Source organism: Sphingomonas sp. GW821-FHT10C01 (assembly GCF_059415525.1).
In genome coordinates this window covers 403,137-425,318 of the sequence record NZ_JBWKNK010000002.1, presented here as the reverse complement: position 1 = coordinate 425,318, position 22,182 = coordinate 403,137, and the positions used below count along the sequence as shown (strand labels likewise).

22 protein-coding genes and 1 tRNA gene are annotated in these 22,182 nt (G+C 64.3%); 21 read left to right on the top strand and 2 right to left on the bottom strand.

What is annotated here, in order from left to right; genetic code table 11:
- The 15 genes from AC07M1_RS14080 to AC07M1_RS14010 form a co-directional block, all read left to right on the top strand.
- On the top strand, window positions 1–346 hold a 346-nt coding region (locus AC07M1_RS14080), incomplete at its 5' end, for a hypothetical protein (RefSeq protein ID WP_495163245.1).
- A gap of 2 nt (window positions 347–348) precedes the next feature.
- Complete coding sequence (locus tag AC07M1_RS14075) at window positions 349–540, top strand: hypothetical protein (RefSeq protein ID WP_495163244.1); 192 nt, start codon at window positions 349–351, stop codon at window positions 538–540.
- Window position 541: 1 nt separating this feature from the next.
- On the top strand, window positions 542–904 hold the full coding sequence (locus tag AC07M1_RS14070; protein WP_495163243.1) for an XkdD/Y8K6 family phage-associated protein: 363 nt from the start codon (window positions 542–544) through the stop codon (window positions 902–904).
- On the top strand, window positions 901–1,128 hold the full coding sequence (locus AC07M1_RS14065; RefSeq protein WP_495163242.1) for a hypothetical protein: 228 nt from the start codon (window positions 901–903) through the stop codon (window positions 1,126–1,128). The genes AC07M1_RS14070 and AC07M1_RS14065 overlap by 4 nt, the downstream gene beginning before the upstream one ends.
- Window positions 1,129–1,217: 89 nt before the next feature.
- Entirely contained in the window at window positions 1,218–2,345 is a 1,128-nt protein-coding gene (locus AC07M1_RS14060) for a hypothetical protein (protein WP_495163241.1), read from the top strand.
- 2 nt (window positions 2,346–2,347) lie between these two features.
- Window positions 2,348–2,608, top strand: coding sequence for a hypothetical protein (locus AC07M1_RS14055; RefSeq protein ID WP_495163240.1), 261 nt, complete (start codon window positions 2,348–2,350; stop codon window positions 2,606–2,608).
- Window positions 2,605–3,384 carry a YqaJ viral recombinase family protein gene (locus AC07M1_RS14050; RefSeq protein ID WP_495163239.1) on the top strand — a complete coding sequence of 260 codons (780 nt, stop codon included), beginning with the start codon at window positions 2,605–2,607 and terminating at the stop codon, window positions 3,382–3,384. Before AC07M1_RS14055 ends, AC07M1_RS14050 begins: the two co-directional genes overlap by 4 nt.
- On the top strand, window positions 3,381–4,064 hold the full coding sequence (locus tag AC07M1_RS14045; protein ID WP_495163238.1) for a hypothetical protein: 684 nt from the start codon (window positions 3,381–3,383) through the stop codon (window positions 4,062–4,064). Before AC07M1_RS14050 ends, AC07M1_RS14045 begins: the two co-directional genes overlap by 4 nt.
- A gap of 3 nt (window positions 4,065–4,067) precedes the next feature.
- Window positions 4,068–4,361: a hypothetical protein gene (locus AC07M1_RS14040; RefSeq protein ID WP_495163237.1), complete on the top strand. Its 294-nt coding sequence runs from the start codon at window positions 4,068–4,070 to the stop codon at window positions 4,359–4,361.
- 52 nt (window positions 4,362–4,413) lie between these two features.
- Window positions 4,414–4,608 carry a hypothetical protein gene (locus AC07M1_RS14035; RefSeq protein WP_495163236.1) on the top strand — a complete coding sequence of 65 codons (195 nt, stop codon included), beginning with the start codon at window positions 4,414–4,416 and terminating at the stop codon, window positions 4,606–4,608.
- Window positions 4,605–4,943 carry a hypothetical protein gene (locus AC07M1_RS14030; protein ID WP_495163235.1) on the top strand — a complete coding sequence of 113 codons (339 nt, stop codon included), beginning with the start codon at window positions 4,605–4,607 and terminating at the stop codon, window positions 4,941–4,943. Before AC07M1_RS14035 ends, AC07M1_RS14030 begins: the two co-directional genes overlap by 4 nt.
- A 120-nt stretch (window positions 4,944–5,063) precedes the next feature.
- The gene (locus AC07M1_RS14025) at window positions 5,064–5,426 is read left to right on the top strand and encodes a hypothetical protein (RefSeq protein WP_495163234.1); all 363 of its coding nucleotides are present in this window, start codon (window positions 5,064–5,066) and stop codon (window positions 5,424–5,426) included.
- Window positions 5,423–5,833, top strand: coding sequence for a thermonuclease family protein (locus AC07M1_RS14020; protein WP_495163233.1), 411 nt, complete (start codon window positions 5,423–5,425; stop codon window positions 5,831–5,833). Before AC07M1_RS14025 ends, AC07M1_RS14020 begins: the two co-directional genes overlap by 4 nt.
- Window positions 5,824–6,012: a hypothetical protein gene (locus tag AC07M1_RS14015; RefSeq protein ID WP_495163232.1), complete on the top strand. Its 189-nt coding sequence runs from the start codon at window positions 5,824–5,826 to the stop codon at window positions 6,010–6,012. The genes AC07M1_RS14020 and AC07M1_RS14015 overlap by 10 nt, the downstream gene beginning before the upstream one ends.
- Window positions 6,002–7,096 carry a site-specific integrase gene (locus tag AC07M1_RS14010; protein ID WP_495163231.1) on the top strand — a complete coding sequence of 365 codons (1,095 nt, stop codon included), beginning with the start codon at window positions 6,002–6,004 and terminating at the stop codon, window positions 7,094–7,096. The genes AC07M1_RS14015 and AC07M1_RS14010 overlap by 11 nt, the downstream gene beginning before the upstream one ends.
- A 9-nt stretch (window positions 7,097–7,105) precedes the next feature.
- Here the strand turns inward: AC07M1_RS14010 and AC07M1_RS14005 are convergent.
- Window positions 7,106–7,189: transfer RNA gene (locus tag AC07M1_RS14005), tRNA-Leu, on the bottom strand.
- A gap of 120 nt (window positions 7,190–7,309) precedes the next feature.
- Here AC07M1_RS14005 and AC07M1_RS14000 point away from each other — a divergent pair.
- Complete coding sequence (locus AC07M1_RS14000; RefSeq protein WP_495163230.1) at window positions 7,310–8,203, top strand: alpha/beta fold hydrolase; 894 nt, start codon at window positions 7,310–7,312, stop codon at window positions 8,201–8,203.
- 2 nt (window positions 8,204–8,205) lie between these two features.
- Here AC07M1_RS14000 and AC07M1_RS13995 read toward each other — a convergent pair whose 3' ends face one another.
- Window positions 8,206–9,282 carry a helix-turn-helix transcriptional regulator gene (locus tag AC07M1_RS13995; RefSeq protein ID WP_495163229.1) on the bottom strand — a complete coding sequence of 359 codons (1,077 nt, stop codon included), beginning with the start codon at window positions 9,280–9,282 and terminating at the stop codon, window positions 8,206–8,208.
- A 156-nt stretch (window positions 9,283–9,438) separates the two neighbouring features.
- Between AC07M1_RS13995 and AC07M1_RS13990 the strand changes: the two genes are divergently transcribed.
- The 5 genes from AC07M1_RS13990 (at window position 9,439) to AC07M1_RS13970 (ending at window position 22,131) form a co-directional block, all read left to right on the top strand.
- On the top strand, window positions 9,439–10,002 hold the full coding sequence (locus AC07M1_RS13990) for a hypothetical protein (protein ID WP_495163228.1): 564 nt from the start codon (window positions 9,439–9,441) through the stop codon (window positions 10,000–10,002).
- Window positions 10,003–10,263: 261 nt separating this feature from the next.
- Entirely contained in the window at window positions 10,264–14,418 is a 4,155-nt protein-coding gene (rpoB, locus tag AC07M1_RS13985; protein ID WP_495163227.1) for a DNA-directed RNA polymerase subunit beta, read from the top strand.
- A 77-nt stretch (window positions 14,419–14,495) separates the two neighbouring features.
- Window positions 14,496–18,776, top strand: a complete 4,281-nt coding sequence (gene rpoC, locus AC07M1_RS13980; protein WP_495163226.1) for a DNA-directed RNA polymerase subunit beta' — start codon at window positions 14,496–14,498, stop codon at window positions 18,774–18,776.
- A gap of 262 nt (window positions 18,777–19,038) precedes the next feature.
- Entirely contained in the window at window positions 19,039–20,550 is a 1,512-nt protein-coding gene (locus tag AC07M1_RS13975) for an MAC/perforin domain-containing protein (RefSeq protein ID WP_495163225.1), read from the top strand.
- Window positions 20,551–20,658: 108 nt separating this feature from the next.
- Entirely contained in the window at window positions 20,659–22,131 is a 1,473-nt protein-coding gene (locus AC07M1_RS13970) for a hypothetical protein (RefSeq protein WP_495163224.1), read from the top strand.
- Window positions 22,132–22,182 lie beyond the last annotated feature (51 nt).

The window sequence follows — 22,182 nt, the reverse complement described above, 5'->3', positions numbered from 1 at the left end:
CGCGGCTTCGGCCACCGGCACGCAGGGCGCGGCTTCGGCCACCGGCACGCAGGGCGCGGCTTCGGCCACCGGCACGCAGGGCGCGGCTTCGGCCACCGGCACGCGGGGCGCGGCTTCGGCCACCGGCACGCAGGGCGCGGCTTCGGCCACCGGCACGCAGGGCGCGGCTCTAGCATCAGGATATGAAGGCCGGGTCATGGGCGCAGAGGGCAACGCGCTCTTCGCTGTGGAGCGGCATTCCTGGAATGGACCGATCGTGTCCGCCGCCGCTGGCATCGTCGGTCGCGACGGGATCAAGTCGAACGTCTGGTACAAGGCCGTCGGCGGCGAGCTGGTGGAGGCCTGAACATGGCCCCGCAGCACCCCCTCATTCCCGTCGAGCGCGAGCTGACCCGCGAGGAACGGCGAGCCCTAGGCCGCGCGCACTTCGACACTTCGGTGCTCAACGTGCCGGGGCGCAGCGATCTGGCCCAGAAGGGTATGCGCGATCACTTCGCCAACGCCTTCGCCGAGATCACTCGGCCGTTTGGGGGTCGGTGAGATGAGCGCGCAGCACACGCCGGGGCCTTGGACCGACTTGGATATTGGTGAGGTCGTCGCGGTTCGCGAAACCGCAGATGGCACCGAGTTCATCGGCATTGCGGTCATCAACGGAGCTGACACTTCGTCTGTCACCGAGGATGAGGCTAACGCCCGCCTGATCGCCGCCGCGCCAGACTACGACGCAGCCGCCGAACTGGCGCTTCCTTTGCTCGAAGCGGATCGCCGGGCCTTCTTCGACTGCCACACCATCAACGGCGACCCGAAGTCGCTGACCAACGAAGAAGCGCTCCAAGTCGCCGCCTATGACGCCGCGATCCACGCGCTGAAGTCAGCCATCGCCAAAGCCCGGGGAGTCGCGTGATGCAGATCGGACCATATCGCATCAAGGCTGATCGCTGCCCGTGGCAAGGCTATGGCTGGTTTCCGCACCGGAACGGCAAAGGCCCGACAGCGCCACTGAACCGCTCTGGCGCCCGCTTCGGCGGCGGCTGGAAGTACAAGCTCGGCATTTCAATCGGTGGATCGTCCATCATCATCGACCTGCTGTTCGGCAGTGTTCGCATCGATCGGATGAGGCAGCACTGATGCCCTCTTCGCCCTCCGCACTCGCTGGACCGCCGCATCCGTGCCGCTGTTCGCCTTCGCTTGTCTCTGTTTCTGGGGACCTTTCTGACATGGCCACCGCCGCCCTTGAACTCGTCACCGACGAACCCGGCACCGACATCGCGGTCACTGTGTCGAAGGAACCCGGCATCGTCCTGCTCGACCGCGTCAAGTTCGATGCCTGGTACGAGAAGCTCGCGGCCAAGGCGCCCACCGATGTCGATATCACGACCAAGAAGGGCCGCGATGCGCTGCGTTCGTTCGCCGCCGAGGTCCGCAGCGAGAAAGCTGCGATCGACAAGGCTCGTCTCCGCCTGACCAAGGAATGGCGCGACATGGTCTCGCAAGCGAACGACGCTGGGAAGGAGATCAATGAGCGGCTGGAACAGCTGGCCGTCGACGTCCGCAAGCCACTGACCGAGTGGGAAGAGGCCGAAACGGCGCGCGTCAATCGGTGCCGGGAGATCATCGAGGCATTTAAGGCAGATGCCGTTGTCACGCTGGATGATACGGCGGACACCGTGCGCGCTCGTGGTGCTGGCATCTGGCAGATCGTCCTCGACGAAGAGCAGTTCCGCGACATGCTGCCCGAGGCGCAGTCGGCAAAGGACGCAGCGGTCGAAACGCTCAAGTCGGCGCTGGCCCGCCTGACCAAGGAAGAGGCCGACCGTGCCGAGTTGGAGCGGTTGCGCCGGGAAGCCGAGGAGCGCGCCGAGCAGGACCGGCTGGCCGATGAAGCCGCCGCTAATGAAGCGCGCGAGGCCGAAGAGGCCCGGCTTGCCGAGGAGCGCCGCGTCGAAGCGGAGAAGGCCGAGGCGGAGCGTCTGGCACGGATCGAGCGGGAAGCCGCCGAAAATGCCCGCCGTGAAGCTGAGCAGGCAGCGGAGGCCGAGCGCCAGCGCCTTGCCCGCGAACACGAGGAACAGCTGGCCGCCGAGCGCCGACGTGCCGAAGAAGCGGAACGGGCGGCGCAGGCCGAAACCGACCGCATCTACGCAGAGGAAGCCGCCCGTGCCGCTGAAGCCAAGCGCCTCGCCGACGAGCAGGCCGCACGCGAAGCCGATCAGGCCCACCGCACCGCCGTCAAGTCGAAGGCCAAGCAGGCGATCATGTCCTGCGGCGCCGACGATGACACCGCCCGGAAGATCGTGATGGCCATCATCGCCGGGGAAGTGCCGGCTGTGAAGCTGGAGTTCTGACGATGGAAATGACTGAGGACCAAATCAGCCGCGAGCGGGAGGCCGTGAGGGCAATGACCGCCGCAAAGTCCAACATGGCCACGGTGCTCGAACGCGTCGACTCGCTGGAGCGCGCGCTGCGCACCGCCAGCCTGCACCTTTCCGCGCTCAAGCTCCATGTCGGCACCGGTTCTTTCATGGCCGCCATTGGCTCTAACCAGCCGGTTCGCGTGACCACCTATGCGGATGAGGCGATCGCGCACATCGCAAAGGTGCTGGGATGACCGACAACCCCTTCGCCCCCGACTATCGCGAGCCGGTCGTTGACCTCGAAGCCGCGGTCGGCACCGACGAGCAGTCGTTCAAGGCCAAGCCGAAGAGCGGCGCGGTATACCACCACGACGTCGAGCAAGGCTCCGAGCAATGGCATCAGCTTCGCTGCGGCATTCTCACCGCGTCGGAAATGAAGCTCGTCATTACGCCCACGCTCAAGATCGCCGACAACGACAAGGTACGCACGCATTTCTACCACCTCGCCGCCCAGCGCGTGACCAAGTTCGTCGATCCGCACTTCGAGAGCTACGACATGGAGCGCGGCAAGTTTGATGAGGAGCACGCGCGCGCCAAGTATGCCGAGCACTATGGCGAGGTCGAGGAATGCGGTTTCATTACCAATGACAAGCTGGGCTTCACGATCGGCTATTCGCCCGACGGTCTGCCCGCTGGAGGGCTTATCGAGGCCAAGTCTCGGCTTCAGAAGCTGCAGATGCAAACACTGGTCGAGTTCGTGGCCAACGGCGCGATCCCGCCCGACTATGTGATGCAGTGCCAGACCGGCCTGTTCATCGCCGACGATCGTGAGTGGCTGGATTTCATCAGCTACAGCGGCGGCATGAAGATGGCTGTCGTGCGTTGCTACCGCGATCCCGTCATTCAGGAAGCGATTGGCAACGCCGCGACCGACGCCGAGCGGCGCATCACCCAGATTCTCGAAACATATCAGCAGCTCGTCCAATCCGACGCGCGCCTGATCGACACCGAAAGGCTGATTTACCTATGACCACGCTCGCAGAAGCGCTGGCGCCGCGTAGCGACCAGCTGAACGCCGACGACCTTATTGCTGGGCCGCGCGTCCTCAAGATCACCAAGGCTCGCATCTCGAAAGAAGATCGTGCCACCAAGATCGTGCTCAACTTCGAAGGCGACAACGGCAAGCCGTGGAAGCCATGCAAGACGATGGGCCGCGCCATGGTGATGGCCTGGGCGATCACCGACGAAGCGCAGTTCGTGGGCCGTTCAGTCCGGGTCTACCGCGATCCTACGGTGCGGTTCGGCGACCAAGGTGAAGTCGGCGGTATCCGCATCAGCCATATGTCGGACATCGACAAACCGGTGAACGTCAAACTGACCGTCTCGCAGGGCAAGAAGGGCATGTTCACCTTTCACCCGCTCGTGGCCGAGGTCCAGCAGCGGTCAGCGCAGGACGACGTCGCTGGTTACGTCCGCGACCTGATCGCGCGTATCCATGCCGCGCCTGACCGCGCCGCCGTCGAAGCAATCCTCGACGAGCCGGTCGTGGCCAAGCGTCGCCCCTGGCTTGAGAAGGAGCGCCCGCAGCTTTCCGCCGACCTCGAAGCGGCGATCACCAGCTTCGCCGACCATCCCTTCGCCGAGGGCCGATCCGACGCCCAGCACGGCGACCAATTCCCCGGCGAAGAGCCGGCCATTGAGGAGGACTGACCTATGTTCGGACTGACCACCACCGCCAAGCTCAAGCAAGCCCGTGACGCGGCGATCCAGATGCGTTTCGAGCGCGACAATGCTCGCACCGCCTACGAAGCCGAGAAGGCCCGCGCGATGAAGTCGGGGCGCCTCGCCTCGGATCTGCTGACCGAACGGGATGCCGCCCGCAGCATCCTGCGCGAGATCAACGCGCTCGAAACCCCGGCCTGCGCCAGCATCGGTCGACGCATGGCCGCCAAGGCGCGCGAGGGATTGCCGGAGTTTGCTGAAATCACCGAGCCAATGGCCGCCTGACCAATTCCCTGAGAGGACGGGGTGTCAGCCGAACAAGCGGCCCCGCACGACAATGACCGCCATCCCCACGCCGAACAACGACGGCCCCTGCATTATGCGGACGATCACGCGCGGATCGACGACCTTCGAGGTCCGCGAGTGGCCGTTGCAGGTCGCGCGGCATCGCAGCGTTTTCGAGAACCGGGCGCCGGTTCGGGTGCAGGGCCGCGGTGCGGGTGGGCGGTTCGGGAAGGCGGTGCTGGCGTGAGCAGAGTCTTCGGATACGAGAGCCGGGCCAAGGGCAAGCACACGATGTGCCTCGACTTTTGGCTGACGGTCGCACGAGGCCAGGGCGGAAGCGACCGGCCCGGTGTCCGCGTCACTGCTGGCTACCCGGCACTTTCGCGCAACGAGCGCGCCATCAATCTCAAGGTTGAGCTACCCATCGCACTCTTCGAGACTCCCTCCTTGTCGGCATCGATCAAAGTCGAACACCCCGAACAAGCGGTCCACATCGATGCGACCGCGATCGCCGAGGCTGTTCGCCAAGTCGTTGGCATGGATATCGAGATCGCGGTCGCTCAGCCGGAGCAGGGGCAATGATAGAGCGGGCCTACGACGCCGACGGCTTCCGTCGCAACCGACCCAGCGAGCGCAGTCCGGGCCATACTGAATTGCGGCTGCCAAATGGGCGGACCTTTGCCTGTGCCGCGTTCGGGCCTGATGCCGATCGCGCAGTTTGTGAGGAGGCGCGGCGTCGTGGGTAAGGGCACAATAGTTACCGCGGTTGGCGTCGTTCCATTCGGCGCGGCGGTGCTCGTTCGAGGGTCTCACGCTTCAGTTGCCTCCGCCGAACTGGCAAATGGGATCGCTCGTGCCGCTCCATTGTGGACCGGGAAGAAGGCCTATCCCGACGGCCAGTCCTTCTGGGTTGAGATGAGCGACGGCCTCGGCGCGCGCAATCTGCACGATATCGCCAACGGGCCAATCATGGACCCGTCCAAGATCTACCTCCCCGCTGGCAAGCTGAGTATGGCCGAAACTCGTGCCCGTGAGGCCTCCAATATGCTCTCGAGCAACAAATGATCGCCGCCGCTCTCCTCGCCGTCGCCCAGGTCGCGACAGGCCAAACGTTCACCTGCGACGTCATCCGCGTCCATGACGGCGACGGGCCGTTGACCTGCTCAAGCGGCGTCAAGGTTCGCATCGCCGGGGTCCAGGCGCCCGATTTCGAGGACGCCGAGCCGTGCCGCACCGGGAAGGCCGGCTTTGTCTGCGACGATCGCCGCGCCCGCGAGGCGCAGCGCGTCACCGCCGGCCTGGTGCTGGGCAAGCGCCTGACCTGCACCGCGGTTGATCATTCCTGGAATCGCATCGTCGCGCGATGCTGGCTGCCCGACAAGCACAGCCTGTCGTGCGCCGTCGTCGCGCGCGGCGCGGCCACGCGCTGGGCATCGTACTGGCGCCGCTATCGGATGGGGGAATGCAGGTGACTGCGGCTGCGCGCATCTCGCAATCTGATATGGAGCGTGCAACCAAAGCGGTTGCCGCGGCTGGATTCAAGCGCGCGCACATCGTCATGGACTTGGAGGCCCGCAAGATCGAAATTTTCGTCGGCGAATCGCCGGCGCCGGAACCGGCTCCAAGGAAGTGGAGCGATGATGACTTCTGATCTGCCCGCCAATGTCCGCGCGGTAAAGGACCGCCACGGCAAGACGCGCTATCGCTTCCGGCGCAGGGGCTGGAAAAGCGCCTATCTTCCGGGCGAGCCGGGATCGGCCGAGTTTCATCGCGCCTATGCAGACATCATTGCCAGCGGTGAAATCGAGCAGGACAGCGCCGTTTCGCCCCGCAAGGTCATTCCTCGCTCGCTAGACGACCTCATCACTCGATACAAAAAGAGCATCCGCTGGCGCAAAAAATCACCGGGCAACCAACACCGGCAATCGCGCATCCTGGAGCGCTTCGCTGACCGATTGAGCAAACGTGGTCAGCGCTATGGTGAGCGGCCAGTGTCCGACGTTTCCGTTGCGTGGCTCGAAAACATCTTCGGAACGATGGTCGAGACGCCCGGAGCAGCCAACCAGCTTCGCAAGGTCCTGGTCGGCCTCATGGACGCGGCGATACGGATGGAATGGCGCACCGACAATCCGGTGAAGCTAACCGACAAATTCGAGGACGGCGAAGGGTTTCACGACTGGACTAACGCCGAGATCGAACAATATCGAGCCAAGCACGCGCTCGGATCGATGGCCCGCCTTACTCTCGAGCTCGCGCTGAACACCGCCGCCCGCCGTTGCAACATCAATAAGATCGAGCGCGATCATGTGGAAGGCGGCCGGATCTATGTCGATCACGCCAAGGGCAACAACGACGCCTCAGTGCCGATGCTGGCGACTACGAAAGCAGCGCTCGACGCCTTGCCTGCCGCACCGATTCGCTTCCTCATCACAACCCAGTTCGGGAAGCCATTTTCGGATGCCGGATTAGGCAACCGGATGCGGAAATGGTGTGACGAAGCCGGCTTGCCACATTGCACTATGCACGGGCTGCGCAAGGCAATGTCTCGACAACTGGCAGAGAGCGGTGCGACCGACGCCGAGGGCAAGGCCGTTACGGGTCACACGAAGGATTCGACGTTCGCTTACTACCGCGCGAAGGCCAATCGGACTGCGCTTGCGGACCGAGCGTTGTCCAACCTTGGCGCCCTTGCCTGTGTCCAACCCTCAACAAACGACGGAAAATCAGATGGTTAGAACCAGCGATGGTGCCCCTGGCCGGACTCGAACCAGCATGCCTTTCGGCGGTCGATTTTGAGTCGACTGCGTCTACCATTTCGCCACAGGGGCCCGTCGCGAGCGCCGGTCGCTAGACGATGCGGGCGCGGCGAGCAACCGACTTTACCTGTGACGTAATCGATCCCCCCTCGGCGAGCATCTATCCAGCCTCCAACAACCAAGGAGGCCAAGATGCACCGCCGCAATCTCTTGCTCGCTTTCGCCGCCGGATCGGTCGCCACCACCCTGGCCGTTCCCGCCCCGGCACGGGCGGCGCAAAACCCGACTCCCGCTCGGATCACCGCGCCCGACGGCACCCAGTTGTTCGTCCGTCGCTGGGGTCGAGGCCGGCCGATCGTCTTCACGCATAGCTGGGCACTCGACAGCAGCATGTGGGGCCGGATGTTCCTCGATCTCGCCGAGCGCGGCTTCGAATGCATCGGATTCGACCGGCGCGGCCACGGCCGTTCCGACGCCCCCGCATCGGGCTATGACATGGACACACTGGCCGACGATCTCGCCACCATCATCGGCGACCGGCGCGACGTGATCCTCGTTGGCCATTCCATGGGCGCGGCAGAGATCTTGCGCTACACCCAGCGGCACGGCACCGCGCGGATCGCGAAGATCGTGCTGCTCGCGCCGGTCACGCCGTTCCTGCTCAAGACCGCGGACAATGCGTTTGGCGCGCCGGATGCGTTCTTCGAAAGCATCCGTGCCGAGTGGCGCCGCGACTTCCCCAAATGGATCGAGGACAACAAGGCGCCCTTCTTCACCCCCGACACATCGGTCGAGACGATGGACTGGATGGCGGCGATGATGCGCAACACCTGGCTGCCCGCCGCGATGGAATGCAACCGATCGCTGATCGGCGCCGATCTGCGACCGGCACTGGGCAAGATCGACAGGCCGGTGTTGATCATCCACGGTACCAAGGACGCCTCCGCCCCGATCGAGATCACCGGCCGGCCGACCGCAGCGGGAATTCGCGGTGCGCAGCTCAACGTCTATGAAGGGGCGCCGCACGGCCTGTTCGTCACGCATCACGACCGGGTACGCGACGACATGCTCGCGTTCATCGGCTGAACCTAGGCTTCGCCGAGGACCATGCGTCCGAGTTCCTCGCGCGAAGCCACGCCGACGCGGCGATAGATGCGGCGGCGATAGTCGTGGAGCGTGTGCGCGCCGATTCCGAGATCGCGCATAATCTCTCCCGGTCCGCGCGCCATCACCAGATGCCGAGCGACCTCACGCTCGCGCGGGGAGAGATCGAGCGCGCCGAGACGGGTCAATATCTTCAACGCCAGCGGCACATGCCGTTCGATCAGGGCATAGTAGGTCCGGGGTTCGAACGAGTCCGAGTAGCCGGTCGGTCCGAGAGACGGCTCGGCCGGATAGAGCCGGACGACGATACGGCCATAGGGGGTGGTGCGAACGACCGCGGGCTCACGCACCGCGCGTCGAATCAGCGGGGCGAAGAAGTCCCGCGTGGAGCCTTCCAGCGCTTCGCGGCGAAACTTTCGGTCGAACTGTACGCCCAGCAGCGCGCGGAGCAGTGCCTCATAGCCCCTGCTCGCCTCGATCAGGTGACCGTCTCCATCCAGCGTCAGGATCGACCGATCGCTGCTGTCGGCATAATCAACCGGCGGAGCGAGATTATCGGCGGCGAGCGCATGGGCGAAGGTCGGAACCGCCGCGATCAGCGTGTCGATATCCCGACGCGAATAGTCGCATCCACCCGGCTCACGCGTCGCGAGAACGACTCCACGCACCTCTTCCCCCTCCCGCACGAAGACGTCGAAGCCGTGGCCGATGCCATAGGGTCGGCAGCATTCATTGTAGAAGAGCGAGCTGCGGAACTCGGGCATCCGCGTCGCCTCCGCCGCCACGCCGGCCGGGCCGCCACGGCGCACAAGACTGGTGAAGCTCGGCACCTCCATATCATCGCACGCGAGCAGCGTCGCGTTCACCTCGAGCGCCGAAGGAATGACCCAGGGCAGGTGAAAATCGACCGGACGGCCCAACCTGTCGACCCAGACGAACATGCAGAAATGGCTCGGCACCAGTTCGGCCAGCGTCTTCAGCATCTCGGGAATGACGGTGCGACTGGGCAGGCCGAGCCGAGCCAGTTGCGACAGATGGGCAAGCGCGGCGTGGTTACGCACGGAAGCCTCCTCACCGGTTCGGCATAGAAATCGATGTGAGCGCCGCGCAACGCCCGCGGCCGATCCTTCCCCTTACCGGGGGAAGAAATGCCATCGCGGCGCTGGCTATGCAAGCGGACCCCGGGGGCACCGGACGGGCGAACAACAGGAGATACCATGATCGTGATCTTTATCGCCGCAGGGCTATTGGCCGTCATCGGCGCGGCAGTCCTTGGCCGCGAGTTCGGTAGAACCCGGCTTCCACCAACCCAGGATGGTCCCAGCGGCTCCAAGCCGGACGGCTGCGAGGATGCCAGCAAACAATGGGACACCGCACGGCAAATGGCGTGCAACGCCAAGCGGGATCAGGATGCGGCACATCTGATCGCCGCCGATCTGCGCGCGCAGGTGATCGCCGCGACAGCGGTTCATGTCGCGCTGGTCATCGCCGCCGTCGCGACCTTCGCAGCTGCCGCCGCCGCCATCGCCACGGTATTCGGCATCCCAGCCGGGCTTATCCTGACCGGCGTCGCGATCGGCCTCACGGTTGCGGCAGCGACAGCATTGCTCGTGGTGATCGGTCTGACCGGATCGCTGACCGCCGCAGACGACGACCTGCTGGCGAAGATCAGGGTACGCCAGGCATGGGACGCCGAAGTAGCGCGCCTTCGCGCGGCGATTCTCAGTGCGTGCCCGCCCGAAACCGCCAATGCGGTGCTGTCCCGGCCTAATCCCTGCTAATCGCTGACATGTAGAAAGAGGGGCCGGCGTTTGACAGCGCCTGCCCCACTTCCTATATCGCGTTTCATCCGATCGGTCGGGAAATGATGTGCCGTCGCGCAGCGCATCGAACGAATTGGCCGCCGGATACCATAGACGCTTGAGAGGCTGAGTTATTCTTCTTTTCGAAGAGGAAGTTGCTCGGCCCTTTTGGCGTCTGTTTGCGTGCCTGCCCCGGCGGATACCGGGATGACATTCAGGCTGACGAGGCAAAACACACCCATGGCAACCAAAGCGATCGAAGGCGGCACCGCAAAGCGCCGCATCCGCAAGGTGTTCGGCGACATCCACGAAGTGGTCCAGATGCCGAACCTGATCGAGGTTCAGCGCGAATCCTACGAGCAGTTCCTCCGCAGCGATCCTTCGATCGGCTATGTGTCGGGTCTCGAAAAGACCCTGCGCTCGGTGTTCCCGATCCGCGACTTCGCCGGCACCGCCGAGCTCGACTTCGTCACCTATGAGCTCGAGCAGCCCAAGTTCGACGTCGAGGAATGCCGTCAGCGCGGCATCACCTACGCGGCTCCGATGCGCGTTACCCTTCGCCTGATCGTGTTCGAGGTCGATCCCGATACGGAAGCCCGGTCGGTTCTCGATATCAAGGAGCAGGACGTCTACATGGGCGACATGCCCCTGATGACGGGTAACGGCACCTTCTTCATCAATGGCACCGAGCGCGTCATCGTCAGCCAGATGCACCGTTCGCCGGGTGTGCTGTTCGACCATGACCGTGGCAAGACCCACGCCAGCGGCAAGTATCTGTTCGCGGCGCGCGTGATCCCGTATCGCGGCTCGTGGCTGGACTTCGAGTTCGACGCCAAGGACATCGTCAACGTCCGCATCGACCGCAAGCGCAAGCTGCCGGTGACCTCGCTGCTCTATGCCCTGGGCCTGAACAGCGAAGAGATCCTGAACCACTTCTACAACACCGTCACCTTCGTGCGCGGTCCGAACGGCTGGCAGATCCCCTTCCAGCCCGAGAACTGGCGCGGCGCGAAGCCGATGTTCGACATCATCGACGCCAAGACCGGCGAGATCGTGTTCCCGGCGGGCCAGAAGATCAGCCCCCGCGCCGCCAACAAGGCGGGCAAGGACGGCCTCGAGACGCTGCTGATCCCGACCGAGGAGATCTTCAACCGCTACTCGGCGTACGACCTGATCAACGAGTCGACCGGTGAGATCTACATCGAGGCGGGCGACGAAGTGTCGGCCGAGAACCTCGAGAAGCTCGACAAGGCCGGCATCGAGCGCATCGAGCTGCTCGACATCGACCACGTCTCGACCGGTCCGTGGATCCGCAACACGCTCAAGGCCGACAAGGCCGAGGAACGCGAGCAGGCACTGTCCGACATCTATCGCGTCATGCGCCCCGGCGAACCGCCGACGCTCGAGACCGCGGAATCGCTGTTCGGCGGCCTGTTCTTCGATCCGGAGCGCTACGACCTGTCGGCCGTGGGCCGCGTCAAGCTCAACATGCGCCTTGACCTCGACGCCGAGGACACGGTGACCACGCTGCGCACCGAGGACATTCTGGCGGTCGTCAAGACGCTGGTCGACCTCAAGGACGGCAAGGGCGAAGTCGACGACATCGACAACCTTGGCAACCGCCGCGTGCGTTCGGTGGGCGAGCTGCTCGAGAACCAGTACCGCGTCGGTCTGCTCCGCATGGAGCGCGCCGTGAAGGAGCGCATGAGCTCGGTCGACGTGTCGACCGTGATGCCGAACGACCTGATCAACGCGAAGCCGGCCGTTGCGGCCGTCCGCGAATTCTTCGGCTCGTCGCAGCTGTCGCAGTTCATGGACCAGACCAACCCGCTGTCGGAAGTCACCCACAAGCGCCGTGTTTCGGCGCTTGGGCCGGGCGGTCTCACCCGTGAGCGCGCGGGCTTCGAAGTCCGCGACGTTCACCCGACGCATTATGGCCGTATCTGCCCGATCGAGACGCCGGAAGGCCCGAACATCGGCCTGATCAACTCGCTGGCGAGCTTCTCGCGCGTCAACAAGTACGGCTTCATCGAGACGCCGTACCGCAAGGTGATCGACGGCAAGGTGACCAATGAGGTCGTCTATCTCTCGGCGATGGAAGAAGCGAAGCACACCATCGCGCAGGCTTCGGCCGAGCTGGACAGCGACAATCGCTTTACCGAGGATCTGACCTCGGCACGTCAGGCAGGTGAATTCCTGATGGCGCTGCCGGAAACGATCACGCTGATGGACGTCTCGCCCAAGCAGCTCGTCTCGGTCGCCGCATCGCTCATTCCGTTCCTGGAAAACGATGACGCCAACCGCGCGCTCATGGGATCGAACATGCAGCGCCAGGCCGTGCCGCTGGTGAAGGCGGAAGCGCCCTTCGTCGGCACCGGCATGGAAGAGACCGTCGCCCGTGACTCCGGCGCCGCGATCGGCGCGCGCCGTGGCGGCATCGTCGATCAGGTCGATGCCTCGCGTATCGTCATCCGCGCCACCGGCGACGTGTCGGCGGAAGAGAGCGGCGTCGATATCTACACGCTGATGAAGTTCGAGCGTTCGAACCAGTCGACCTGCATCAACCAGCGTCCGCTGGTGAAGGTGGGCGACGTCGTCAACGTGGGCGACGTGATCGCCGACGGTCCGTCGACCGAGTTCGGCGAACTGGCGCTGGGCCGCAACGCGCTCGTCGCGTTCATGCCCTGGAACGGCTACAACTATGAGGACTCGATCCTCATCAGCGAGCGGATCGTGAAGGACGACGTATTCACGTCGATCCATATCGACGAGTTCGAGGTGATGGCCCGCGACACCAAGCTCGGGCCGGAAGACATCACCCGCGACATCCCGAACGTCGGTGAAGAAGCGCTGCGCAACCTCGACGAGGCGGGCATCGTGTACATCGGCGCCGAGGTCGAGCCGGGCGACATCCTGGTCGGCAAGATCACGCCGAAGGGCGAAAGCCCGATGACGCCGGAAGAAAAGCTCCTCCGCGCCATCTTTGGCGAGAAGGCTTCGGACGTCCGCGACACCTCGCTCCGCCTGCCCCCGGGCGTGTCGGGCACGATCGTAGACGTTCGCGTCTTCAATCGTCACGGCATCGACAAGGACGAGCGCGCGATGGCGATCGAGCGCGAGGAGATCGAGCGCCTGAAGAAGGACTCGGACGACGAGCGCAACATCCTCAACCGCGCGACCTGGTCGCGTCTGCGTGAGATGCTGCTCGGCCAGACCGCGACCGGCACCCCGAAGGGCCTCAAGAAGGGCTCGGTGATCGACGAGGATCTGCTCGACAGCGTCGACCGTCACGAGTGGTGGAAGTTCGCCGTTCAGGACGACAAGGTTCAGGGCGACCTTGAAGCGGTGAAGGGCCAGTATGATGAGGCCGTGCGTCGCATCAAGGACAAGTTCGAGGACCGTCGCGAGAAGCTGGAGCGTGGCGACGAGCTGCCGCCGGGCGTGCTCAAGATGGTCAAGGTCTTCGTCGCGGTGAAGCGCAAGCTGCAGCCGGGCGACAAGATGGCCGGCCGTCACGGCAACAAGGGCGTCATCTCGCGGATCCTGCCGCAGGAAGACATGCCGTTCCTCGAGGACGGCACCCCGGTCGATCTCGTGCTGAACCCGCTGGGCGTGCCTTCGCGCATGAACGTCGGTCAGATCTTCGAAACGCACCTGGGCTGGGCCGCGCGCAACCTCGGCATGCAGGTCGCCGCGCAGCTCGAAGACTGGCGTGAGGCCAACCCCGACGCCAAGGCGGGCGAAATGCCCGGCGCAGTCAAGGATCGCCTCAAGACGATCTATGGCGACCACTACGCCAGCGACATCGATGCGCGTAGCCCCGAGCAGGTCGCCGAACTGGTCCAGAACATCCGCACCGGCGTGCCGATGGGCACTCCTGTGTTCGACGGCGCACGCGAAAGCGACGTGTCGGAGATGCTGGAACTGGCGGGTCTCGACACGTCGGGCCAGTCGGACCTGTTCGACGGACGCACCGGTGACATGTTCGATCGCAAGGTCACGGTGGGCATCATCTACATGCTGAAGCTCCACCACCTGGTCGACGACAAGATCCACGCGCGTTCGATCGGCCCGTACTCGCTCGTCACCCAGCAGCCGCTGGGCGGTAAGGCGCAGTTCGGCGGCCAGCGCTTCGGTGAAATGGAGGTCTGGGCGCTTCAGGCCTATGGCGCGGCGTACACGCTGCAGGAAATGCTGACGGTGAAGTCCGACGACGTGGTCGGCCGCACCAAGGTCTATGAGGCGATCGTCAAGGGCGACGACACGTTCGAGGCCGGCATTCCCGAGAGCTTCAACGTTCTCGTCAAGGAAATGCGCTCGCTGGGCCTCAACGTCGAGCTCAAGACTCTCGACGAAAACGAGGACGGCGACGGCCTGGCCGAGGCGGCGGAATAACAGGATCGGGCGCTGCCCGCAGGCAGCCTCCTTCCCTCCCCGCCCGACGAATTTGACCCTCCAGAGGGACACAAGAAATGAACGAACTGACCAACTTCGCGAACCCGGTGGCCAAGCCGGAAACCTTCGACCAGATCCAGATCGGCATTGCGTCGCCTGACCGCATCCGCTCGTGGTCGTTCGGCGAGATCAAGAAGCCCGAGACGATCAACTATCGCACGTTCAAGCCCGAGCGTGACGGCCTGTTCTGCGCGCGCATCTTCGGCCCGATCAAGGACTATGAGTGCCTGTGCGGCAAGTACAAGCGCATGAAGTACAAGGGCATCGTCTGCGAGAAATGCGGCGTCGAGGTGACCGTCTCGAAGGTCCGCCGTGAGCGCATGGGCCATATCGAGCTGGCTGCGCCAGTCGCGCACATCTGGTTCCTCAAGAGCCTGCCCTCGCGCATCGGCCTGCTGCTCGACATGCAGCTCAAGCAGCTCGAGCGCGTGCTGTACTTCGAGTCCTACATCGTCACCGAGCCGGGCCTGACCCCGCTCGAGAAGTTCCAGCTCCTCACCGAGGACGAACTGCTCGACGCGCAGGACGAGTATGGCGAGGACGCCTTCTCGGCCGGTATCGGCGCCGAGGCGGTCAAGATCATGCTCATGGACCTCGACCTCGAGGGTGAGCGCAAGGAGCTTCTGGAAGAGCTGGCGACGACCAAGTCGGAGCTGAAGCCCAAGAAGATCATCAAGCGCCTGAAGGTCGTCGAATCGTTCATCGATTCCGGCAACCGTCCGGAGTGGATGATCCTCGACGTCGTTCCGGTCATTCCGCCCGAGCTGCGCCCGCTGGTGCCGCTGGACGGCGGCCGCTTCGCGACCTCGGATCTCAACGATCTGTATCGCCGCGTGATCAACCGCAACAACCGCCTCAAGCGCCTGATGGAGCTGCGTGCGCCGGACATCATCGTCCGCAACGAAAAGCGCATGCTGCAGGAAGCCGTCGACGCGCTGTTCGACAACGGCCGCCGCGGCCGCACCATCACCGGTGCGAATAAGCGTCCGCTCAAGTCGCTGTCCGACATGCTCAAGGGCAAGCAGGGCCGCTTCCGTCAGAACCTGCTCGGCAAGCGCGTCGACTATTCGGGCCGTTCGGTCATCGTGACCGGTCCGGAGCTCAAGCTGCACCAGTGCGGCCTGCCCAAGAAGATGGCGCTCGAGCTGTTCAAGCCGTTCATCTACGCCCGCCTCGATGCCAAGGGCCTCAGCATGACGCTGAAGCAGGCGAAGAAGTGGGTCGAGAAGGAGCGCAAGGAAGTCTGGGACATCCTCGACGAGGTGATCCGCGAGCACCCGGTTCTGCTGAACCGCGCGCCGACGCTTCACCGTCTGGGCATCCAGGCGTTCGAGCCGGTGCTGATCGAGGGCAAGGCGATCCAGCTTCACCCGCTGGTCTGCTCGGCCTTCAACGCCGACTTCGACGGCGACCAGATGGCCGTGCACGTCCCGCTGAGCCTCGAGGCCCAGCTGGAAGCGCGCGTCCTGATGATGTCGACCAACAACATCCTGTCGCCCGCGAACGGCAAGCCGATCATCGTGCCGTCGCAGGACATGGTCCTCGGTCTCTACTACATCTCGATGGAGAAGGAGAATGAGCCGGGCCAGGGGATGATCCTGGGCGACATGGCCGAGGTTCACCAGGCGCTGTTCGCCGGCGCCGTGACGCTTCACACGAAGATCGTCAGCCGCGTCCCGCAGACGGACGAGAACGGCAACACCTACATGAAGCGCTTCGAGACCACCCCGGGCCGCATGCTGCTCGGCGAGTGCCTTCCGCACTCGCACAAGGTGCCGTTCGACGTCGTCAACCGCCTGCTCACCAAGAAGGACGTGGGCGACGTGATCGACGAGGTCTATCGTCACACCGGCCAGAAGGAGACGGTGCTGTTCGCCGACGCCATCATGGCGCTGGGCTTCCGCAACGCGTTCAAGGCCGGCATCTCGTTCGGCAAGGACGACATGATCATCCCGGACTCGAAGGATGCACTGGTCGATGAGACCCGTGCCCTCGTGAAGGACTATGAGCAGCAGTATCAGGACGGCCTGATCACGCAGCAGGAAAAGTACAACAAGGTGATCGATGCCTGGAGCCGTTGCGGCGACCAGGTGGCGGCTGCGATGATGGATGAGATCAAGGCGGTCAAGAAGGACCCCGAGACCGGCCGTGAGAAGCCCGCCAACGCGATCTACATGATGGCTCATTCCGGTGCTCGTGGTTCGGCGGCTCAGATCAAGCAGCTTGCCGGCATGCGCGGCCTGATGGCCAAGCCGTCGGGCGAGATCATCGAAACGCCGATCATCTCGAACTTCAAGGAAGGTCTGACCGTTCTTGAATACTTCAACTCCACCCACGGCGCCCGCAAGGGTCTGGCGGACACGGCGTTGAAGACCGCGAACTCGGGTTACCTGACCCGCCGCCTTGTCGACGTGTCGCAGGACTGCGTCGTCATGGAGGAGGATTGCGGCACCGAGCGCGCGCTTGAGATGAAGGCGATCGTGCAGGGCGGCTCGACCATCGCGTCGCTCGGCGAACGTATCCTCGGTCGTACGACCGCGGAAGACGTGGTCGATCCCAAGACGGGCGAAGTGGCGATCCCGATCGGCACGCTGCTCGACGAGCCGATGATCGCGCAGATCGAAGCGCTGGGTATCCAGGGCATGAAGATCCGCAGCCCGCTGGTCTGCGAAGCCAAGATCGGCGTGTGCGCCAAGTGCTACGGGCGTGACCTCGCCCGCGGTACGCCGGTGAACATCGGCGAAGCGGTCGGCGTGATCGCGGCGCAGTCGATCGGCGAGCCGGGCACCCAGCTCACCATGCGTACCTTCCACATCGGCGGCGCGGCGCAGCTCAACGAGCAGTCGAACCTCGAAGCCCCTGTGGACGGCAAGGTCGAGTTCCGTGACGTCCGCATGATCGTCGATCAGCGCGGCCGCCGCGTGGTCACCTCGCGTTCGGCCGAACTGGCGATCCTCGACATGGACGGTCGCGAGCTGGCGGTGCATCGCATCCCGTACGGCGCCTACATCTTGTTCGACGATGGTCACGTCGTCAGCAAGGGCGACCGCATGGCCGAGTGGGATCCGTTCACCATGCCGGTGATCACGGAAACCGGCGGTACCGTGAAGTATCAGGACCTGATCGAGGGCAAGACGCTCGCCGAGCAGGTCGACGAAGCGACGGGCATCGCCCAGCGCGTCGTCATCGAGAACCGCGGCGCCGCAGCCAAGAAGGAGGATCTGCGTCCGCGCCTGACCCTCACCGGCGACGGCGACGGCGAAGCCGCACGCTACATGCTGGCGATGGGCGCGGTGATCTCGGTCGAGGATGGTGCGGTGGTCCATGGCGGCGACGTGCTCGCACGCGTCAGCCGTGAATCGGCCAAGACCCGCGACATCACCGGCGGTCTGCCGCGCGTCGCCGAGCTGTTCGAAGCACGCAAGCCCAAGGAAAACGCGATCATCGCGAAGGTCTCGGGCCGCGTCGTGTTCGGCAAGGATTACAAGGCGAAGCGCAAGATCGGCATCCAGCCCGAGGATGGCGGCGAGATCGTCGAGTATCTGGTTCCGAAGTCGAAGGTGATCGACGTTCAGGAAGGCGACTACGTCAAGCGTGGCGACAACCTGATCGGCGGCTCGCCCGATCCGCACGACATTCTCGAGGTGCTCGGCATCGAGCCGCTCGCGGAATATCTCGTCGCGGAGATCCAGGAAGTCTATCGACTCCAGGGCGTGAAGATCAACGACAAGCACATCGAGGTGATCGTTCGCCAGATGCTGCAGAAGGTCGAGATCACCGACGCCGGCGACACCACCCTGCTCCCCGGCGAGCAGGTGGATCGCGACGAGATGGACGAGACCAACGAGAAGCTCGAGCCCGGTCAGGCCCCCGCACAGGGCAAGCCGATCCTGCTCGGCATCACCAAGGCGTCGCTGCAGACCCGCAGCTTCATCTCGGCGGCGTCGTTCCAGGAGACCACCCGCGTCCTCACCCAGGCCGCGGTCGAGGGTAAGCAGGACACGCTAATCGGCCTCAAGGAGAACGTGATCGTGGGCCGTCTCATCCCAGCCGGTACCGGCGCGGGCATGAATCGGATGCGCATCGCGGCCACCAGCCGCGACGCCGCGCTCCGCGCGCAGCAGCGCCGTCTGCAGGAAGTCCTTATCGCGCCGAACTCGGCCGCTGAGGAACGTGCAGCCGAGCTGGCGCAGGACCCGATCGATGCGATGGCCACCAGCGATGCGCTGGAGAAGGTCGAAGTGTCGGGCAACGGCAGCGACGAAGCCGCCGGCGATTACCTGAACGAGACCGAGTGATCGGTTGCGTCAGCGATCTTCGCTGAAACCAACAAGCCGCCGTCCGGACCTTCCGGGCGGCGGTTTTGTTTTGCGCATCCGGCCATGCCAAATCGTTCGAAGCGAACGAACCCAAGGCGGCCAACGCCTTTCGCCTTCCCCCTCGGAAACCTAGCTTTCCCGGGGGTAATTTCGGTCCTGTCACTATTTGTAGCGACAGACGCCCCCTACCCATTGCGATACAATTCCGGGCATTTCCTAAAATCTGTGGAGGGGCCCCGTCATGACGACGATTATGGTTGCACCGATCGATATCGCGGACGGCGCGCTGTTTGGCTTTGGCATCAGCCAGCTGACCGGTGAGCGCATCCCGATCAGCGCATTGGCCAGGCACCCCGATCCGGAGGTCCGCCTCCCGTCGGGCAGCGGCGATCAGATGCATACGGTGATGGTGAAGGACAGCACGAGCTATTCGACCTTGATGGAGACCGTCGCCACCGCCAGCGCCTCCGGAGTCAGTTGGTCGGCATCGGCGTCGGTCTCATTCCTGCGCGAGCAGGCAAAGGACGACACCTCCATCACCTTCACCTGGACGCGTGTCGTTCGCACGCAGGACCGGATATTCGACTGCAGCAAGGCGACGGTTTCGCAGGACGCGCTCGACACGCTCAAACAGGGCGCCGACGCCTTCATCAACAAATACGGCACGCACTGCATCGTGGGCATCGCCTATGGCGGCTCCTTCTCTGGCTACGCACAAATCCAGACCGATTCGATCTCGGACAAGGAGAAGCTCAACACCGCGATTCAGGGATCGGCTTCCGGATTCGGAATCAGCGGATCGGTCTCGGCAAGCTTCACCAGCGACCTCGCCAGCTCGAATGTCAGCTATTCCTCCACGCAGGACACCAAAGTGGTGGGCGCGACACCGATCAACTTCGCCACCCTCGACCCCGACGGGATGAGAGCCGCGGCGGCGGCCTTCGCTCCCAGCGCCAACGGGCCGCTGCCGGGCGTGACCGGGGTGCCGGTGGCGCTGCTTTGCGTGAGCTGGGACCAGTTCACCGACATCGCCAAAGCCCTCACATCGTCCACCGGTGATCTGTCGCTGGCTGGGTTGCAGCCGGCTCTGACGAAGCTGTCGGCCGAGTATAGCAAGCTCACCTATATCAGCGGCACGGCATCGCAGCTGCAGGGATCTGGCACGATCATTCCGGCCTATGGCCCGACGCTGGTACGCGCCGCCAATGCCGCCGCTGGCATGGCCCAGCGGATCTCGCGGCTTTCGCTTGCCGACCTCCGCTCCTACGCCGCGGGGACCGCCGATCATCTTATTCTTTCACCGACGCTCCAGCCGCAAACCGACTGGATCGGCCGTGGCTATGGACAGATTCAGGTCAACTACACGCTCGATTGGGCATTCAACATTGACGGCCAGGTTGCGAGCAACACCTTCAACGTGCTGCACAAACCCGTCAGCTCCGGCCAGCCAGGCTATACCGGCGAGGTGAATTACCAGCATTTCAATCACTATCGGGCGGAGGGCACCCCCGATGGCGGCAACCAGATCCTGACGATCCTCTACACCTTCGACCGCGACGGCAACGGTACGCCGTACATCGCGGCGCGGATGCACTATCAGGATACCTATGCGCCCGAAGCGACGCAGCAACAGGACTGGCCGAGCACTCCGGTCTATCTCAACCAGACCTCGACCCTGTCCTCCACCGCGGCGTGGCCCGAGTATCCGTACAACCAGATCACCGTGACGCTGGTGCCGCCAACCGCCAACTGATCCGGGGCCCCGCGCAGGGGCACTCGCGACTGTAACGAGTACGGAACGTGATTCGTCCGCGGTGAGCAATCATATTCCGCCGTCCATCCCATCACCGGGAGGCACAACATGACCGAAATGTACCTGGCACCGATCGATGGCCGCGAAGGCAATATCTTCGGCAGCGGCATCAACTGTATTTCGGGACGCGCTGTGACCGCGCCAGCGGCACTCGGCGGGGTCACCCCCGGCGGCTACGAGGATCGCAGCTTCGACCAGCGTCACCTGCTCGTGGTACAGGACAGCCAGAGCTATGCCTCGCTGCTCCAGACCGCCGCCAGCCTCTCCGCGTCAGGGCTGACCTGGTCGGCGTCGGCATCGATGTCGTTCCTGCGCGACCAGACCGGCAGCGAGACCTCGATCTCGTTCGTCGGACTGCGCGTGCATCGTTCGCAGCTTCGGGTCGCTGATCTCAGCCAAGTTACCGTCGCCGAGTCCGTGATCGCCGATCTCCAAGCGCTCGGCCCGCTCGGCTTTGCCGACAAATACGGCACGCACTACGTCAAGGGCGTGCTCTACGGCGGCTCGTTCGCCGGGCGGCTCAAGATCCTGACGGCATCATCGACAGAGAAGACCAATGTCGCGGCCGCGGTACACGGATCGATATCGGGTTTCGGCGTCTCAGGATCAGTCGATGCGAGTTTCTCGAGCCAGGTGAGCAGCGCTAGCAGCAGCGCCTCCACAACCGTTGATCTGACCACCGTCGGCGACGGCGACAGTGCACGCGCCAGCACGCTGGACCAGATGGTCACCGCCTGGAACAACTTCACATTGGCTCCGAACAGCAGCGCGGGCACCACCGGTGACGCGATCGCGTTCGTATGCGGAACCTGGGACGAGATTCCGGCAATCCAGGCCGCGCTCAACGCGATGAACCAGCCCAACGCACTGCAGTATGAAACGCTGCAGCCCAACCTCGATGCGCTGACTGCCGAATATGGCGAGCTTGCTTATATCGAGAACAGCTGCACCGATCTGCTGGCACACGGCAATCTGGCGCTGCCGGCGTACACGACGTTGCTGAACCAGATCGCCAATGTATGCAGCAATCACCGCGCGCGCATCACCGGGCTGACCATGTCACAGCTCGCCAGCGCAGATCTCAACGCGCTGACGGTGTCGCCGCGGCTGGCGGGGCTGGTCGCCAACATCGCCACCGGATTGGCCTATGTCGAGTTCCGCTGGTCGCTCGACGGCGCGTTCTATGGCGACACCAACCACTTCTCGCAGCAACTCGTGCCCGCGAACGGGGTGCTGACCGAGCTTGGCGCGGTCAATCACTCGCGACCCGAGGGCGGTGACGAGCCGCAGCAGATGCGCTTCTATTATCAAGTCGGGCAGGACGGCAACGGCGACAGCGCGATCTATGCCCTGATGCATTGGCGCGACCCCTATGGTCCGCCGAACGAGCTGGACCTGCCCGGAAACATTGCGCTGCTGACCGGAAGCAACCCGGCAACCTGGGTCAGCTCCACGTCGTGGACGAGTTATCCGTGGAACCAGTTCAGCGCACGCCTGATCGGCATCGATCCGGCGATGTAGCGGCGGATTGGCAGTGGACGCCGCCGCGCGGGGTGCCGTGCGGCGGCCTGC